Source organism: Phreatobacter sp. (genome assembly GCF_051860605.1).
In the GTDB taxonomy this organism is placed as follows: Bacteria; Pseudomonadota; Alphaproteobacteria; order Rhizobiales; family Phreatobacteraceae; genus Phreatobacter.
This window is the reverse complement of the sequence record NZ_JBHYDR010000005.1, coordinates 13,768-31,047: the sequence shown is the minus strand read 5'-3', so window position 1 is coordinate 31,047 and position 17,280 is coordinate 13,768. Positions and strand designations below refer to the sequence as shown.

17 protein-coding genes are annotated in these 17,280 nt (G+C 68.6%); 6 read left to right on the top strand and 11 right to left on the bottom strand.

Annotated elements, in window-relative coordinates:
• Nucleotides 1–17 precede the first annotated feature (17 nt).
• Nucleotides 18–446, bottom strand: a complete 429-nt coding sequence (locus ACTIFS_RS09985; RefSeq protein ID WP_439573943.1) for a metallopeptidase family protein — start codon at nt 444–446, stop codon at nt 18–20.
• 3 nt (nt 447–449) lie between these two features.
• Nucleotides 450–698: a hypothetical protein gene (locus tag ACTIFS_RS09980; RefSeq protein ID WP_439573942.1), complete on the bottom strand. Its 249-nt coding sequence runs from the start codon at nt 696–698 to the stop codon at nt 450–452.
• A gap of 99 nt (nt 699–797) precedes the next feature.
• Between ACTIFS_RS09980 and ACTIFS_RS09975 the strand changes: the two genes are divergently transcribed.
• A complete protein-coding gene (locus tag ACTIFS_RS09975) occupies nt 798–1,070 on the top strand; it encodes a hypothetical protein (RefSeq protein WP_439573941.1) in 273 nt (90 codons plus the stop codon).
• A 6-nt stretch (nt 1,071–1,076) separates the two neighbouring features.
• Here ACTIFS_RS09975 and ACTIFS_RS09970 read toward each other — a convergent pair whose 3' ends face one another.
• The 3 genes from ACTIFS_RS09970 to ftsY form a co-directional block, all read right to left on the bottom strand.
• Complete coding sequence (locus ACTIFS_RS09970) at nt 1,077–2,582, bottom strand: hypothetical protein (RefSeq protein WP_439573940.1); 1,506 nt, start codon at nt 2,580–2,582, stop codon at nt 1,077–1,079.
• A gap of 68 nt (nt 2,583–2,650) precedes the next feature.
• Complete coding sequence (locus ACTIFS_RS09965) at nt 2,651–3,649, bottom strand: DUF3829 domain-containing protein (protein ID WP_439573939.1); 999 nt, start codon at nt 3,647–3,649, stop codon at nt 2,651–2,653.
• A gap of 326 nt (nt 3,650–3,975) precedes the next feature.
• On the bottom strand, nt 3,976–5,046 hold the full coding sequence (gene ftsY, locus ACTIFS_RS09960) for a signal recognition particle-docking protein FtsY (protein ID WP_439573938.1): 1,071 nt from the start codon (nt 5,044–5,046) through the stop codon (nt 3,976–3,978).
• 127 nt (nt 5,047–5,173) lie between these two features.
• On the opposite strand from ftsY, the gene ACTIFS_RS09955 reads away from it, so the two are divergent.
• On the top strand, nt 5,174–5,896 hold the full coding sequence (locus tag ACTIFS_RS09955; protein WP_439573937.1) for an RluA family pseudouridine synthase: 723 nt from the start codon (nt 5,174–5,176) through the stop codon (nt 5,894–5,896).
• 14 nt (nt 5,897–5,910) lie between these two features.
• On the opposite strand, the gene argE is transcribed toward ACTIFS_RS09955, so the two are convergent.
• Nucleotides 5,911–7,086 (bottom strand): acetylornithine deacetylase, encoded by a 1,176-nt coding sequence (gene argE, locus ACTIFS_RS09950; RefSeq protein ID WP_439573936.1) that lies wholly within the window; start codon nt 7,084–7,086, stop codon nt 5,911–5,913.
• A gap of 117 nt (nt 7,087–7,203) precedes the next feature.
• On the opposite strand from argE, the gene ACTIFS_RS09945 reads away from it, so the two are divergent.
• The 3 genes from ACTIFS_RS09945 (at nt 7,204) to ACTIFS_RS09935 (ending at nt 10,835) form a co-directional block, all read left to right on the top strand.
• Nucleotides 7,204–8,367, top strand: coding sequence for a M20 aminoacylase family protein (locus ACTIFS_RS09945; protein ID WP_439573935.1), 1,164 nt, complete (start codon nt 7,204–7,206; stop codon nt 8,365–8,367).
• Between the two features lie 42 nt (nt 8,368–8,409).
• Nucleotides 8,410–9,576, top strand: coding sequence for a M20 aminoacylase family protein (locus ACTIFS_RS09940; RefSeq protein WP_439573934.1), 1,167 nt, complete (start codon nt 8,410–8,412; stop codon nt 9,574–9,576).
• A gap of 92 nt (nt 9,577–9,668) precedes the next feature.
• On the top strand, nt 9,669–10,835 hold the full coding sequence (locus ACTIFS_RS09935) for a M20 aminoacylase family protein (protein ID WP_439573933.1): 1,167 nt from the start codon (nt 9,669–9,671) through the stop codon (nt 10,833–10,835).
• 19 nt (nt 10,836–10,854) lie between these two features.
• On the opposite strand, the gene ACTIFS_RS09930 is transcribed toward ACTIFS_RS09935, so the two are convergent.
• The 5 genes from ACTIFS_RS09930 to ACTIFS_RS09910 form a co-directional block, all read right to left on the bottom strand.
• Nucleotides 10,855–11,646, bottom strand: a complete 792-nt coding sequence (locus ACTIFS_RS09930) for an SDR family NAD(P)-dependent oxidoreductase (RefSeq protein WP_439573932.1) — start codon at nt 11,644–11,646, stop codon at nt 10,855–10,857.
• A 24-nt stretch (nt 11,647–11,670) separates the two neighbouring features.
• Nucleotides 11,671–12,954 (bottom strand): TRAP transporter large permease, encoded by a 1,284-nt coding sequence (locus ACTIFS_RS09925; protein ID WP_439573931.1) that lies wholly within the window; start codon nt 12,952–12,954, stop codon nt 11,671–11,673.
• A gap of 14 nt (nt 12,955–12,968) precedes the next feature.
• Nucleotides 12,969–13,484 (bottom strand): TRAP transporter small permease, encoded by a 516-nt coding sequence (locus ACTIFS_RS09920; protein ID WP_439573930.1) that lies wholly within the window; start codon nt 13,482–13,484, stop codon nt 12,969–12,971.
• 75 nt (nt 13,485–13,559) lie between these two features.
• A complete protein-coding gene (locus tag ACTIFS_RS09915) occupies nt 13,560–14,555 on the bottom strand; it encodes a TRAP transporter substrate-binding protein (protein ID WP_439573929.1) in 996 nt (331 codons plus the stop codon).
• Between the two features lie 105 nt (nt 14,556–14,660).
• On the bottom strand, nt 14,661–16,019 hold the full coding sequence (locus tag ACTIFS_RS09910) for an NAD(P)H-dependent oxidoreductase (RefSeq protein ID WP_439573928.1): 1,359 nt from the start codon (nt 16,017–16,019) through the stop codon (nt 14,661–14,663).
• Nucleotides 16,020–16,303: 284 nt separating this feature from the next.
• On the opposite strand from ACTIFS_RS09910, the gene ACTIFS_RS09905 reads away from it, so the two are divergent.
• Nucleotides 16,304–17,236: a LysR substrate-binding domain-containing protein gene (locus ACTIFS_RS09905; protein WP_439573927.1), complete on the top strand. Its 933-nt coding sequence runs from the start codon at nt 16,304–16,306 to the stop codon at nt 17,234–17,236.
• The last annotated feature ends 44 nt before the right edge of the window (nt 17,237–17,280 follow it).

Here is a 17,280-nt window from a genome sequence, read left to right as displayed (position 1 = left end):
CGAAGCCTGCCGGCCGCCTACTCCCCCCGCCGCTCGATCGCCTCCATGTCCGGGTCCGACAGGCCGAAATGGTGGCCGATCTCGTGCACCAGCACATGGGTGATGACGGCGCCCAGCGTCTCGTCGTGCTCGGCCCAGTAGTCCAGGATCGGCCGGCGGTAGAGCCAGATCATGTTGGGCATGGCCCCGGAATGCTGCACCGACTGGAACGGCATGCCGAGGCCCTGGAACAGGCCGAGCAGGTCGAAATCCGTCTCGGCCTTCATCTCCTTCAGCACCTCGTCGGTGGGGAAATCCTCCACCCGGATGACCAGGCCCCGGCACAGCGCACGGAAATCCTCGGGCAGGCCCTCGTAGGCGCGGTTGGCCAGCGCCTCGAAGGTCGCAAGGTCCGGCGCCTTCAGGTCGCCGGGGTCGGAGGGCAGCGGCGGGACGGGCTCGCTCATGCGTCAGCGGATATAGGTGACATAGAGCACGACGAGACAGCCGATGCCGACGAGGATGGCGAGGATGCGCCCCACGCGCTTGCCCCAGATCTCGGCCGGATCGGTCGACTCGCCCCTGGCCGTGAGGAAGTCCGTGCTGCGCCGCAGCGCCGATTCCATGATCGGTGCCGAATCCTGATGCACGCGGGAAAGCGCCCGCTCGGCCTCCTCCTGCCGGCGCCGGTCCTGTTCGGAACGATGATCCCTGCTCATCCTGCCAATGTAGGCCATCGCGCTGACGAGGGAAGACCGGTGGAAACGGTTTGGTCACCCTGTTCGGCGAGACTTCGCTTCCGTTCCGGAGTGCGCACCATGACCCTTCGCCCGTTCAAGGCCCTGCGGCCCGTCGCCCTTGCCCTCGTCCTAGGCGGCCTCGCCGCGACCGTTCCGGCCGACACCGCGTTCGCGGGATCGTCCTGGCTGTTCTGGCAGCACCATGCCGGGCCGGTCATCTACCGCCCGGTGGTCACCCCGCGCACCTACTACTTCGTTCCCGAGAGCGCCCATCCGCGCGTCGCGCACAGTCACCAGCCGGTCCGGCAGCCCTGCCGGGACGCGCACGGACGCGCCCGCCCCTGCCGCTGACGTCCCTCACACCCGCTTGCGGAACATCAGGATCACGGTCACCGGCAGCACGAAGCCGATGACGGTGGCGATCACCAGCAGCTGGCCGAGATCGTCATAGACGCCGCGCCCGACCGTGAAGATCTGGTTCAGGTACTTGGTCTGCAACTGGCCGGCGACGAGCGCCAGGTTCATCAGCGAGGCCATCAGCGCGAACCAGGTCGCCCGCCGCCCCGCCGGCGCGTAATAGGCGACCAGCGTCAGCAGCGGGATCATCGAGAGCTGCGCGAAAGGCGAGGATGTCGCCGCGTCGACAAGCGCGATCGTGCGGGCGCCGAAGCCGAAATTGGCCTGCGTCCAGTCGGCGAGGCCATAGTAGAGCCCGATATTGGGCAGCGACAGAAGCGTGCCCGCCACCGCGATCCAGAACAGCACCGTGGTCACCGAATATTCGGTGAGCTGGCGGGAGAACAGCCACATGGCGGCGATGGCGATGACCGCGCCGGTCTGGCGCAGCACGCCGTAGAAGGCCTCGTCGAACTTCAGGATATCCAGCGTCCACCAGAAATAGCCGTCGCCGACGGACGGCGTGGCGCGGAACGCGAAGATGATGACCGAGGCGAAGATGATCGACCGGCGTGTCTTCTCGTCGAGATCGCGGATCAGCAGCCAGAGCATGGTGCAGATCACGGCCATCGAGACCGCGAACACCACCTCCTGCGCATAGGGGATGCCGCCCAGCGCAACGCCGATGACGAAGGCGCCGAAGGCGAGGCCGCCGCCCAGGATGCGCCAGTCCAGCGGCTGGCGCTCCGGCGTCTCGGCGCGGGCGAGGAACACGCCGGTGACCGAGATGGCCGGAATGACGAGGCCGGCGAGAAACACCTGCTCGCGGCTCATCACCGTGGCGAGCAGGCCGGACAGGCCGGCCACCGACAGGATGCCGATGCCGAGCGCAAGCCGCCCCAGCACCTGCACCATGCCGAGATCGGCGCGGATGTCGGCATCGGGCCGGGCGCTGCCATCGGCCTCCGTGCGCGGCACCACCTCGGTGGACATGGCATCGGCCACCACGTCCTGGATCACCGCGCCGAGCACGATGAGCAGGGCGCCGAGAACGAACAGGCCGTCGGGCCTGAGGAATGTCAGCCAGCCGCCCGCGCCGCCGGCCAGCGTGACCAGACCGGCAGAGGTGAAACCGGCCCCGATCAGCACATAGGCGCGGCGCTGCGAGCCGAGGATCGGAACCGAATCGACCAGCTGCCCGAACACCATCTTCACGGTCCAGGGCAGCGACAGCCAGACACCGATGCCGGCAAGCTCGGCCGGCGTCAGCGACAGGCTCTCCTTCACCCACATGTCGCGCGAGACATCGATGATGCCGAGCGCGCCATAGGCGAAATAGATCATCAGCAGCGGCAGATAGGCCGCCTTCAGGGCCCTGACCGGACGCGCGAGATTGTCGTTCCAGACATGGCGCAGCCGGTCTGCAAGACCGGTCGGCGCCGGGGCGGCGGCAGCGGGCTCGCTCATGATGCGTCGGGCGGGATGAAGGCCATGGCCCTGTCTGTCACCCCCCCGGCCCTGCCGTCAATCGGGGCTCAGGCAGCCGGCCGCAACAGCGCATCGGCCAGCTGCGACAGCGTCTGGAAGGCCGGCTCGATATCGCCGATCTCCGGTGCCCAGCGCTTCGGACTGGCCGGAAAGGCCTGGATGCGCTCCTGCACCCGGCGGATGCCGACGGCAAAGCCGCGCGGCGCGCGTCCGAACGGACCGACCGATTCGGGGTTGGCGGCCGCATGGGCCTCGAACTCGCCGGCAAAGGCCTCGTAGGCGACCAGAGCCGCCTCCAGCGCGGCAGTGTCGATGATGCCGCCGGCGCGCGGGAACACCGCCATGACCTTGCGGGCCTCCACCGTCGCGCGGCGGATGAACCAGCGCCCGTCACGGCCGGTCGCGCGCTCGAAGGCGGCAAGTTCCGCAGTCTCGACGACCGATCGGATCGCCTCCAGCCGGTCGCGCGCGCTCTGTCGCGCGGCGAGATAGGCGGGCACGACCGCGTGCAGGCGGTGATGAAGGGCGCGCGCCTGCTCGCCACCGTCCTGCCGATGGCCGCCGGCGCCGAAATGAGCTGCGGCCTCGTTCACCAGCGAAGCCATCTCGCCATGCAGGCCGATCAGGTCGGCCATGGCCGCATCACAATCGGAGAAGGCCGGGCCGGACCGGCGCTGGGTCTCGGCGGCGGCCAGTTCGCGGGACATGTCGCGCAGCGGATTGAAACCGCCGATGCGGATTTCGCGACCCGTCGGGCCGCGCTCGACATGGATCTGGCTGGTATAGCGCCGCCACATGGCCGGCAGCGTCATGGTGGCGTCGACCACGTCGGCATAGGCCGCAACCTTCAGCCGCGCCTTCAGGAGATCGCCGCCGAGTTCGGCCGGCATGGTCACGACGAGCATCGGGCGGGCGCTCGCCGCAAGGGTCGTCAGCGGCAGAGCCGCCAGGGGAACGGCCGCCAGGGGAACGGCGGCCATGAACAGGGCGATGCTGCGGCGGGAGAGCTGCGAGGAGGACAGCGAGCGCGAGGGCGTGTGGCGCATGGGGAGGCCTTTCGAATGGGTGTCTTTGCTGGCTGCCCGTTTCTCCCGGCGCAGTTTCGCCCCGATGCCCGCGCGCGGACCCCGGTGTTTCCTGTGCTTCTGCGGGAGGTGGGCGATTGGCGCCGTCTTCAGGCGATGTGGCCGCGCCCGGCAGGCCGTTCAGGCCTGCGGGGAAGGGACGAGCCGGGGCGTGGGGATGTCCGTCCGGGAGCCCGGATCGACCGGCAGGGCGCAGAACCGGAACATATCCGAAACATAGCGAACCATCGTCACGCTGTCAATGACAATAATCCTATTTTGTGCGACCACCATACCGGCCGCGGCCCTCAGCTCTCCTCGAGCCCGACAATGGCGCGGGCAAAATCGCGGGCGGCAAAGGGTTCGAGGTCGTCCACGCCCTCGCCGACGCCGATGAAATGAACCGGCAGGCCGGTGCGTGCCGCAACCGCCACGAGGATGCCGCCGCGGGCCGTGCCGTCGAGCTTGGTCATGACCAGCCCGGTGACACCGGCCGTCTTCGCAAAAGCATCCACCTGCGACAGCGCATTCTGCCCGGTGGTGGCATCGAGCACGAGCAGCACGGCATGGGGCGCGCCGGCATCAACCTTGCGCATCACCCGGACGACCTTTTCCAGCTCGGCCATCAGCTCGGACTTGTTCTGCAGCCGCCCGGCCGTGTCGAGGATGACCACGTCGGTTCCGGTTTCCTGCGCCTGTTTCAGCGTGTCGAAGGCAAGGCCCGCCGCGTCAGAGCCCTGCGGGCGGGTGACGACCGGCGCCCCGGCGCGCTCGCCCCAGACCTTGAGCTGCTCGATGGCGGCGGCCCGGAACGTGTCGCCTGCGCCGAGCAGCACCGACCGGCCCTCGGCGCGGAGCTTGGCGGCCAGCTTGCCGATCGTGGTGGTCTTGCCGGCCCCGTTGACGCCGACCACCATGATGACGAAGGGCTTCGCATCCCCGATCGCCAGCGGCCTTGCGACAGGGGCCAGCACGGCCTCGATCTCGGTGGCCAGAACGGTGCGCACCTCCTCCGGTTCGATATCCTTGCCGAACCGCCCCTTGGCCAGCGCCTCGGTGATCTTCGCCGCCGTGTCGACGCCGAGGTCCGCCTGGATCAGCAGGTCCTCCAGTTCCTCCAGCGTCGCGTGGTCCAGCTTGCGCTTGGTGAACAGGTCGGTGACGCCCCGGCCGAGATTGGACGAGGTGCGGGCAAGGCCCTCCTTCAGCCGCTGCCACCACTTCTTCTTCGGTTCCTGGACCGCGGCGGCCGGCGGTGCGGCGGCCGGGGCGAGATCGGCTGATGCGGCGGGCGAAGCCGCGACAGGCCCGTCCTGGCCGAACAGCCGCTTGAAGAAACCGGGCCGCTTCGGCTCGTCGGGCTTCGGCTGATCGGACATCGGCAAGGCATCTCGCTGGCGGCGGGGTGACGGGACTGTCCGGCATTTAGGCCGGATGGGCGGGGATGGCTAGGGCAAGGCGCCTGCGGCTTGACAGGACGGCCCCGACACGGGATCGGCTGGGGCCATGTCCCGTCCGGCTTCGCCCTCTACCGATCATCCCGTCCCGCCCGACCCGCTCGGCCTCATCCCGCGGCTGATCCATCGCGACGCCAACATCCTGATTCTCGACAAGCCGGCCGGCCTGCCGGTCCACAAGGGGCCGGGCGGCGGGGTCACCTTGTCCGACCAGCTCCACGTCCTGCGCTTCGGCCTGCCGCGCGACCCCGAACTCGCGCACCGGCTCGACAAGGACACGGCCGGCTGCCTGGTTCTCGGCCGGCACAGGCGCGCGCTGGAGCGGCTGGGCCTGCTGTTCAAGCGCGGCGAAGTGGCCAAGACCTACTGGGCGGTGGTCGAGGGCGGTCCGGATGCGGATGCCGGCGAAATTGACCTGCCGCTCGCCCCGCGCGATCCGAAGCGCGGCTGGTGGATGAAGGTTGCGCCCGGCGGCCAGCCGTCGCTGACCCGTTTCACGATCCTCGGCCGGGCCGGCGGGCGGGCATGGCTGGCGCTGGAGCCGGTCACCGGGCGCACCCACCAGCTGCGCGTCCATTGCGCGGAGACCGGCTTTCCGATCCTCGGCGACACGATCTACGGCTCGGCGCCGCGCCGCGGCGGCCCGGGGCTGCATCTGTTCGCCCGGTCCATCGTGTTGCCCTATGACCCGAAGCGCGAGCCCGTCCGCGCCGAGGCGCAGCCGCCGGACCACATGCGGGAGGCGCTGGCAGCCCTCGGCTGGGCCGCCTGAGCCAGCCGCAGCCGTCAGGCCGACAGGTCGCGGATCAGGCTGGCGATGAAGGCATCGCACCGGTCGAGTTCCGAGATCTCGATCCACTCGTCCGGCTGGTGCGCCTGGGCGATGTCGCCGGGTCCGCAGATGATGGTGGACAGCCCGGCCTGCTGGAACACGCCCGCCTCCGCGCCGTAGGGCACCACCTGGATGCCGTTGTCGCCGGTCAGCCGGCGGGCGATGCGCTCGGCCTCGCCGTCCTCCTCGCGGCCGAGCGGCGGTCCGCCGACCCGCCAGGTGACATGCACGCCGGATTCCGGATGCACCGCCTTCATGGCCGGCTCGATCTCGCGCGCGATGAAGTCCTGATACTCGCGCACATAGGCGATACCCTCGTCGCCCGGCACCAGCCGGATGCCGGTGACGAAGCGGCAGTCCAGCGCCGTGATGTTGTGGGCGGTGCCGCCCTCGATCCGCCCGACATGCAGCATGGTCCAGGAGGGGTCGAAATAGGGTACGCCGCCGGTCCGCTCCGCCTCGGCCCTGTTCCGCAGATCCCGGTCCTCGATCCAGGCGACCAGGCGCGCCGCGACGAAGACCGCCGAGACGCCGAGATAGCGGTTGGAGGAATGCACCTCGTGGCCGCGCACATGGGTATCGACCCGCAGATAGCCCTTGTGGCCTGTCACGACCTTCATGCGGCTCGGCTCGCCGACGAAACAGACGGACGGCTTCGGCAGATCCTTGCCGAACCGGGCGGCAATGGCGCGCGCGCCGTCCATGCGGATTTCCTCATCCGCGGTCAGGCTGATGTGGATGGGGCGGCTCAGATCGGCCCTGACCATCGCCGGCACGGCCGCCAGCACGCAGGCATCGAAGCCCTTCATGTCGCAGGCCCCGCGCCCGTAGAGCCGGTCGCCCTTCTGCACCAGCGTGAACGGATCGCTCGTCCAGGGCTGGCCCTCCACCGGCACCACGTCCAGATGGCCGGACAGCATGATGCCGCCATCCGTCTTCGGGCCGATCGTGGCATAGATGTTGGCGTTGCGGCCGTCCTCCTGCGGCACGATCTCGAAATCGACACCGTGTCCGGTCAGATAGCCGGCGATGAAGTCGATGCAGTCGAGATTGGTGGCGTCCGAGACGGTCGGGAAGGCCACGAGGCGCTCGAGGAGTTCGCGGCTGGTGAAGTGCTGGGGAACTGTCATGGCCAGAGGGAGCCCGAGACCAGCCATGCGCGTCAAGGGGACCGTCCTGCATGGCAGGCCGGTTGACCGGCGGGTGCCGGTCCGGTTTTCTGTCATGTCTCCCCGTTAGGACCCTCCATGCCCATCGTGAACCGGATCGCCGGTCTGCATGACGAAGCCACCCGTTGGCGCCGCGACTTCCACGCCCATCCGGAACTGCTCTTCGACCTTCCCCGCACGTCGCGTGTCGTGGCGGAGCGGCTCGCCGGGATCGGCTGCGACGAGGTGGTGACCGGCATCGGCCGATCCGGCGTCGTCGGCGTGATAAGGGGCCGCTCCACCGCGTCGGGCCGCGTTGTCGGCCTGCGCTCGGACATGGACGCGTTGCCGCTGACCGAGATCACCGGCCTGCCCTATGCCTCCACCGTGCCCGGCAAGATGCACGCCTGCGGCCACGACGGGCACATGGCCATGCTGCTGGGCGCGGGGAAATATCTCGCCGAGACGCGCCATTTCGACGGCACGGCCGTGCTCATCTTCCAGCCGGCCGAGGAAGGCGGGGGCGGCGCCCGCGAGATGGTCGCCGACGGATTGATGGAGCGCTTTGCCATCCAGGAGGTCTATGGCATGCATAACAGCCCGGACCCTGTCGGCACCTTCGCCGTGCGGTCGGGGGCCTCCAGCGCCGCGGCCGACCGCATCCACATCCACGTCGAGGGCAAGGGCGGCCACGCCGCCCGTCCGCACGAGGCGGTGGACACGGTGCTGGTTGCCAGCCAGATCGTGATTGCGGTCCAGTCGGTGCTGTCGCGCAATGTCGACCCGCTGGAAAGCGCGGTGGTCTCCATCTGCGCCTTCAATGCCGGCTTCACCGACAATGTCATCCCGCAGACCGCAGACCTGATGGGGTCGGTGCGCACCCTGTCGAAGGGCGTCCAGGCGCTGGTCGAGCAGCGCCTGCGCACCACCATCGAGGACACGGCCGCCGCCTATGGCGCGACCGCGACGCTGACCTACACCCACGGCGCACCCATGGTGGTGAACCACGCGGATGAATCCGAACATGCCGCACTGGCGGCCGCCGACATCGTCGGCATCGGCAATGTCCGCCGCGACAAGCCGCCCAGCATGGGCTCGGAGGATTTCTCCTTCATGCTGGAGGCGCGTCCCGGCTGCATGGTCGGCATCGGCCAGGGCGGCGCCTTCGGCGTCCATCATCCAGCCTACGACTTCAACGACGAGATCCTGCCGATCGGCATGAGCTACTGGGCCAGACTCGTCGAGACCCGCATGCCGGCCTGAGCCGGCGCCACCCCATCCCGATCCGCTTTCCGGAGACCCGCCATGCCCATCGTCAACCGCATCTCCGCCCTGCACGAGGAGGTCACCGCCTGGCGTCGCGACCTGCACGAGAACCCCGAGCTCCAGTTCGATGTCCACCGCACGGCGGCCATCGTCGCGGAGAAGCTGAAGGAGTTCGGCTGCGACGAGATCGTCACCGGCATCGGCAAGACCGGCGTCGTCGGCCTGATCCGGGGCAAGACCAACGGCTCCGGCAAGGTCGTCGGCCTGCGTGCCGACATGGACGCACTGCCGCTGACCGAGATCACCGGCCTGCCCCATGCCTCCAAGGTGCCCGGCAAGATGCACGCCTGCGGCCATGACGGCCACACGGCCATGCTGCTGGGGGCTGCCAAATATCTCGCCGAGACGCGCAATTTCGACGGCTCCGTGGCGGTCATCTTCCAGCCCGCCGAAGAAGGCGGTGGCGGCGGCCGCGAGATGGTCAATGACGGCATGATGGAGCGCTTCGGCATTTCCGAGGTCTATGGCATGCACAACGCGCCGGGCCTGCCGGTCGGCCGCTTCGCCCTGCGCGCCGGCCCGCTGATGGCGGCCGCCGACCGCATCCTGATCCATGTCGAGGGCAAGGGCGGCCATGCCGCCAAGCCGCATCTGGCGGTGGACACGGTCCTCATCGCCTCGCACATCGTTGCCAACGTTCAGTCCATCGTCTCGCGCAACGTCGATCCGCTGCAGAGCGCGGTGGTCTCCATCTGCGCCTTCAATGCCGGCTTCACCAACAATGTCATTCCGCAGACGGCGACGCTGGAGGGCACGGTGCGCACGCTCACCCCGGAGATGCGCGACTTCGTCGAGAAGCGGCTGCACGAGATCGTCGAGGGCACCGCGGCCCTGTTCGGCGGCACGGCGAGGCTCGACTATCACCGCGACTATCCGGTGACGCGCAACCATGCCGACAACGCGATCTATGCCGGCAACGCGGCCGCCGCCGTGGTCGGCGAGGAGGGCGTGATCCGCGACACCGTTCCGGTCATGGGCGGCGAGGATTTCTCGTTCATGCTCGAGGCGCGCCCCGGCGCCTTCATCTTCATCGGCCAGGGCGACACCGCCTCGGTCCACCACCCGGCCTATGACTTCAACGACGAGATCATCCCCATCGGCATGAGCTACTGGGCCAAGATCGTCGAGAACCGCCTGCCGGCCTGACGCCGTCCCCGCGCCCCGGCCGGCAATTGCCGGGGCGATGCCCGCCTGACATGCCCCGCCTGCCCTATGCCCCGCCACGCCAGGACATTCCCATGCCCATCCTCAACAGCATCGCCGCCCTCCATGAGGAGGTCACGGCCTGGCGCCGCGACCTGCACGCCCATCCCGAGCTGCAGTTCGACGTGCACCGCACGGCGGGCATCGTGGCGGAGAAGCTGAAGGCCTTCGGCTGCGACGATGTGGTCACCGGCATCGGCCGCACCGGTGTGGTCGGTGTCATCCACGGACGGGCCAGCGGCTCGGGCCGGGTGATCGGCCTGCGGGCCGACATGGACGCGCTGCCGCTCCACGAGATCACCGGCCTGCCGCACGCCTCCACCGTGGCCGGCAAGATGCACGCCTGCGGCCATGACGGGCACACCGCCATGCTGCTGGGCGCGGCCAAATATCTCGCCGAGACGCGCAATTTCGACGGCACCGCCATCGTCATCTTCCAGCCGGCCGAGGAGGGTGAGAAGGGCGGCGAGGCCATGGTCAAGGACGGCCTGATGGAGCGCTTCGGCATCCAGGAGGTCTATGGCATGCACAATGCGCCGGGCCTGCCGGTCGGCCAGTTCGCGCTGAGGCCCGGCCCGCTGCTGGCGGCGGTCGACAATTTCACCATCCAGATCGAGGGCAAGGGCGGCCATGCCGCGCGCCCTCACCAGGCCGTCGACACCATCCTCGTGACCGCCCAGATCGTCATTGCCGTCCAGTCGATCGTCTCGCGCAACATCGACCCGCTGAAGAACGCTGTCATCACCATCGGCGCCTTCAATGGCGGCACCGTCGGCAATGTCATTCCCCAGACCGCCGAGCTGCGCGGCACGGTGCGCACCCATGACGGGGCCGTGCGCGACTTCATCGAGAAGCAGCTGAAACACGTCGCCGAGACGGTGGCCTCGGCCTATGGCGCGAAGGCAACTGTCGTTCACGAGCGCGTGGTGCCGGTCACCGTCAACGACCCGGCCCACACGCCTCATGCGGCCGATGCCGCGGCCCTCGTGGTCGGCGATGCGGGCGTCAACCGTGACACCATGCCGATCATGGGCGGCGAGGATTTCTCCTACATGCTGGAGGCGCGTCCCGGCGCCTTCATCTTCATCGGCCAGGGCGACACCGCGCCGGTGCATCATCCCGCCTATGACTTCAACGACGAGATCATCCCGATCGGCGTGAGCTACTGGGCCAAGCTCGTGGAGAGCCGCCTGCCGGCGTGAGCGGTGAGCGGGCGGCCGCTCAGCCGCAGCGGGCGGTCAGTCCGCCATCCACGGGCAGCAGCACGCCGTTGATGTAGCCCGCCTCGTCGCCGGCCAGGAACACGGCCGCATGGGCCACGTCCCAGGCCGTGCCCATGCGGCCCGTCGGCGAGGACTCGTGGCGGGCCTTGACCATCGCCTCGGGCGAGTCATAGGCCGCGCTGATCTGCTGGTAGATCAGCGGCGTGTCCATGATGCCGGGCAGGATCGCGTTGCAGCGCAGACCGTCGCGCGCATATTGCAGGGCGATGCCGACGGTGAACTGGTTCACCGCCCCCTTGGCCGCATAATAGCTGGCATAGGGATAGCCGGTGTAGCGCAGGCCGGCGGCGGAGCCGATATTGGTGATGACGCCGCGCCCGCGCGCGCGCATCGACGGGATCACCACCTTGCACGCCAGAAACATGCCGGTGACGTTGAGGTCCATCTCGCGGCGCCAGTCCTCCTCGGACAGGTCCGGCGGGCCGCCCATCTTCGCGTGGCCGACATTGTTGTGCAGGATGTCGACCGGCCCGTAGGCGGCGGCGACATGGGCCACCACGTCCTCGATCTCGATCAGCTTCGTCACGTCGCAGGCGAAGGCCTGCGCGGTGCCGCTCTCGCCGCGGATGAGCTCGGCCGTCTCCTCGGCGGCGGAGCGGTTGATATCGACGCAGGCGACGCGCGCGCCCGCCCGCGCATAGGCCACGGCCGAGGCCTTGCCATTTCCCCAGCCGGGTCCCGCTGAACCGGCGCCGAACACCAGCGCCACCCTGTCGGTCAGTCTCGCCATGCCATCAACCCCGTCACGACCCGCTCATCCGAGCACCAGTTTCGGCAGCCACAGCACAAGGCCCGGAATATAGGTGATCAGCAGCAGCACCACGAACCCGACGGCGAGGAACGGCAGCACCTCGCGCACGACGGATTCGATCTTCACATTGGCAAAGTTGCCGCAGATGTAGAGCAGGATGCCGACCGGCGGGGTGAGCAGCCCGAGCATCAGGTTGAACACCATGACCAGCCCGAAATGCACCAGGTCGATGCCGGCCGCCTCGACGATCGGGATCAGCACGGGCAGGAGGATGATCATGGCGGCGATCGCCTCCATGAACAGGCCGACCACCAGCAGCAGGATGTTGATGAGCAGCAGGATGACCAGCGGATTGTCCGAAATGCCCGTGATCAGCGTCGCCACCTGACGCGGCAGCCCGCTGACCGCCATCAGCCAGCCGAAGCCGGAGGCAAAGGCGATGATGATCATCACCACCGCCGTGTCGAGCGCGGTCTGGACGAAGATCGGCCCGATATTGCGCAGGCCGAGTTCGCGGTGGATGACGATGCCGACGAACAGCGCATAAAGCACCGCAATCGCCGCGCTTTCGGTGACGGTGACGACGCCGCCGGTGATCCCGACGAGGATCAGCACCGGCATGAACAGCGCCCAGGAGGCTTCGCCCGCGCTCGACACCAGCTGGCGGAACGGCACGGCCTCGTGGCGCGGATAATTGCGCCGCCGGGCGATCCAGATGACCACCAGCGACAGGCCGAGCGCCAGCAGCAGGCCGGGAATGACACCGCCGAGAAACAGGGCCGCCACCGAGACGCCCTTGCCGACCGACAGGCCGTAGATGACCAGCGGGATGGATGGCGGGATGATCGGCCCCATGACGGAGGCGGCCGCGGTCACCGAGGCCGCGAAGCCGCCGCCATAGCCCTGCTTCTTCATGCCGGGGATCAGCACCTTGCCGAGCGCGGACGCATCCGCCACCGCCGAGCCCGAAACGCCCGAAAACACCATGCAGGACATGACCGTGGTCAGGCCGAGCCCGCCCGTGAAGCGGCCGACGCAGGCATTGGCGAAGGCGATGATACGCTCGGTGATGCCGCCGACATTCATCAGGTTGCCGGCGAGGATGAAGAACGGAATGGCCAGCAGCGAATAGGAATCGGCGCCGATCAGCGCCCGCTGCGCGAACAGCGAATAGGGCAGCGTCCCGTGCCAGGTGATGGCGAGGATGGTGGCAAGCCCCATGGCGAAGGCGATCGGCAGGCCGATCGCCAGGAACACCAGGAAGCCGATCATCAGGACGCTGGCCATGGCGACGGCTCCGGTCAGAGGTGGACGTCGCCCTGGGGCAGACGCTTCGACGGATCGACCAGCTTCTCCACCCAGAACAGCAGGATCAGCGCGGCCGACACGGGAGCGGCGAGATAGAAGCTTGCGGGCGTGATCTCCAGCGCCCCGAAGGTCTGGCCCAGGGTGTCGAGGGCGAGCTTGCCGCCAAACCAAAGCAGCATGAGCGCGAAGACGAGGATCAGCGCCTGGTTGGTCCAGTAGACCAGCCGCTGGATCGGCGCCGGCAGCATGATCACCAGCATGTCGATGACGATGTGGATCATGCGGCGGTAGAGCACCGCGGCGCCGAGGAAGGTCACCCAGACGAACAGGATACGGCTGATCTGCTCGGTCCAGGACAGCGGGGCACCGAGCACGTAGCGATACCAGACCGCCACGACCGTGATCACCACGATGGCGGCGATGCAGGCCCCTGCGGCCACGGCCGCGGCCCGGTCGGTGGCGTCGCAGACGGCACGCAGGGGGCCGGGCCTGCTGGTTTCGGGCGCCATGGGAACTCTCCGGCAGACGGGACGCGGGGGCGGACGGCCGTGTTCGGCCGCCCGCCGGTTGCGGTCAGGCCGCCGTCAGGCGATCGCGCCGATGCGCTGGACCCACGGCTTCACATGGGCGAACTCGTCCTCCATGCCGCGGAGCGTGGCGCGGAAGGCATCCTTGTCGACATCGTTGATGGCGACATTCTTCGCCTTGACCAGTTGGAGGATGCGGTTGTCGTCGGCGATCACCTTCGGCCGCATCTCGTTCTCCATGTCGCGTGCGGCCTGGTTGACCGCCTTGCGATGGGCTTCCGAGAGACCCGCATAGACCTGTTCCGACAGGACGATCTGGTTGTCCTGCATCATGTGCTCGGTGAGCGCGAAGTTGCGGTTCACGTCGAAGATGCCGGCATTGTAGGTGAGCGCCATCGGGTTTTCCTGGCCCTCGATGATGCCGGACTTCAGGGCCTGGAACACCTCCGGCCAGGGCAGCGGCGTGGGGGAAGCACCGAAGCGCTCGAAGGTCCGGCGCCACAGCGTCGTCTCCGGCACGCGGATCTTGAAGCCCCTGAGGTCGGCGGGCGTGCGCACCACCCGGCTCGAGGAGAGCATGCGCGGCATACGCGGGATCGAGCCGACGGGGCGCAGCTTCGCCACCTTGGCGACATCGTCGCCATAGGCCTGGATCATGGAGGTCATCACCCGATCCTTATGGGCGACATCCTTGAACAGATAGGGATAGGTCCAGATGTCGGCGGGCCGGTACCAGCCGGCAAGGATCGAGGCGCCGGGGGATGCCACCTGCACCGCCCCCTGCAACAGCCCTTCCACATGCTCGCGCTCGCCGCCGAGCGAGCCGGCATGGTGCGTGGTCGTCGTGATCTGGCCCTGCGTCAGTTCGCCGAGGCGCTTGGCGAAGAAGTCGAGCGACTGGGCGATGAAATCGGTCGGCGGCGTTGCACTGGCGCCGATCCAGTTCAGTCTCTGGGCACGCGCGATGCCGGGGGCCGCAAGAGCGGCGGCACCGGCGGCAAGGCCGGCGACGGCTGCGCGGCGCGAGAGGGTGGTCCTGTCGGAATGGGTCATGGGGCATCCTCCTAAAGGGCTGGGTTCGGCCCGTTTGCCGGGCTCTGAGGGTGAAGTTCGGGCTGAGCCGGCCGTGCCGGCCCAGCCGTGGCGACGGGGGCGGCCTTAACCCCCTTGCACGTTCGGCCGGGCGAAGGCGGCTTCCATCTCGCGGCGCACCTTCACGGCGGTGCTGGTCGCGTCATAGTCGACATCGCTCCACTTGAGCCGCTCGCCGGTCCTGATCGGATTCTTCAGCCGCACGTTGTGGGCAAGACCCAGCGGCAGGTAGCCGTTGGCGAGTGAGGCCTCGGCCGGGGTCTGCTTGCCCCAGACGCAGAAGCCGCCCTCGCCGTCGAGCATCTCGCCGGGGCTGAGGTCGCGCTTGGCGGTGGCCACCACATCCGAGTTGAAGCAGACGGGCGCGCCGGTCGGCTCCTTGCGCAGCGCGGCGGAGGCGACCGAATAGCCAAGCTCCAGGCCGATCATGTGGATCGGCCGGTAGAGGCACGAATAGCGGCCGGAACTGTCCGGCAGCATGGAATATTCGCGGAAGCACTCCTGCGTGTAGGCACTCTCGCTCTCGAACACGACATAGGTGCCCATGACCAGGGAATGCGGCACGTCGGTGCCGTCGCGATAGACCGAGGAGGTCACCTCGGTGACGCCGGCCTTCTCCAGAACGCCACCGGCCGCGCGCGGCTTGCAGATCTCGGCGTGTTCGAAGCGCGTGGCCGGCGGGAAGGACAGGCCCTCGGACTGAGCCTCAAGGCCCGTGGCATTGCACACGGCCGTCATCTCGATGCCGGACTTCGTGCCGTCCACGAAGGAGTTGAACATCTTCGGGTTGATCGAGTTGCGGTCCCGGATCTTCATGTACTTGTCGAGAATGTCCCAGACCGTGTCGGGCGTGGACTGGTGGTAGGTCGGATGGTAGCGCGTGCCCTTGCCGGCCGCGACGACCGTAAAGCCGCAGGCCCGTGCCCAGTCGACATGATCGGCGATCAGGGCCGGCTGGTCGCCCCAGGCGAGCGAATAGACGACGCCGGCGGCCTTCGCCTTGCGGGCGAGGATGGGGCCGGCAACGGCGTCGGCCTCCACATTGACCATGACGATATGCTTGCCGTTCTGGATGGCCCGCATCGCGAAGCGGATGCCGGCGCCCGGATCGCCGGTCGCCTCGATGATCACCTCGATGGCCGGGTGGTCGATCATCAGGTCGGCATTGTCGAGAATGGCGGTCGAGCCGGCCTTCAGCGCCTCGTCGATGGAGGCGGCGCCATATTGCTCGGCCGGCCAGGACCCGGCCTTCAGCTGGGCGCGGGCGCGATCCGGATTGAGGTCGGCGACGGCGACGAGCTGCATGCCGGCGGTGAGGCGGCACTGGCTGGCATACATGGTGCCGAACTTGCCGGCGCCGATCAGGCCGACCGTGACGGGCCGGCCGGCGGCCTGCCGTTCGAGAAGCATCCGGTGGAGATTCATGCCCTGTTCGTCCTTCCCCGCGGTTCCCGGGCGGACCGGAAGGCGGCGCCCGTTGGGATCAAGCGGCCGGCGCGACGGGAACGGGGATCGTGCGGCTGGCGGCGCCTGTCCGGCGCAGCCCTTGCCGCCTCGCATTCAGTCCGCCCGGAGGGCGCTTCTCCCGTGTGGCCCCGTCTCGCGTGGCCATCAATGTCATTGGACGAAAGGCTAACAAGGATATCAAATTCAACAAAATGAAATAAACTGGCCAGATTGCTGAAAAGGATTCACCGATGATACGGGGCATGCCGCCGCTGAAATGCCTGCAGACCTTCACCGCCGTGATGGACACCGGCAGTTTCGCGCGCGCGGCCGAACAGCTGGGCGTCACGCCCTCGGCGGTCAGCCACCAGATCCGCCAGTTGGAGGACATTCTCGGCAAGCCGCTGTTCGCGCGAAGGAACCGGGCGGCGCTGCCGACCGAGGACGCGGTCGCCTATGCCAATGCGCTGGCGGAAAGCTTCACGCGCATCGCGGTCGCCACCAGCCGCTTCTCGTCTGAAGGCGCGGTGCAGCGGCTGATGCTGCACTCGGCGCCAAGCCTTGCCACGCTCTGGCTGGTGCCGCGGCTGCCCGCCTTCCGGGCGCGCCACCCGGAGATCGACCTGACCCTGTTTGCCGGCCACGAGCCGGCCAAGCTGGGCGAGGACGGTTTCATGATCGACATCCAGTACAACCGGCCGGTGCCGGAGGCCTGCGAGAGCATCGCCCTCGCCGAGGAGACGATCGTGCCGCTGGCGAGCCCCGCCTTCGTGGAACAGCATCGCCTGACACGGGTGGAGGACATCAGCGCCGTGCCGCTCATCCACTCGATCCGCTGCGTCGCGCAGTGGGACGAGTGGATCGCCCGGCACGCGCCGCATGTGATGCTGCCACGGCGCGGCATGACCTTCGACCGCGCGTTCCTGGCCCTCATGGCGGCCCGCGACGGGCTGGGCCTGATGCTGGAATCGAACCTGCAGGCCGCCGCCATGGTCCGGGCCGGAGAACTCGTCATGCCCTTCGGGCCGCTTGGGATCACCGCCCTCGCCCACCGCATCGTCTATCGCCGCGAGGACCGGGCCCGGCCACAGATCGAGGCCTTCGTCGCCTGGATCATCGACGAGATGGCGGCCGAACGCGGGCTCGCAACCCCGCCGGAGGCCGCACGCCGGCAAAGGGCCGACGCCGGGACCTGAGCCCCGCTGCGGCCACGGCGGAACCCGCGGCCGCAACGTGGTCC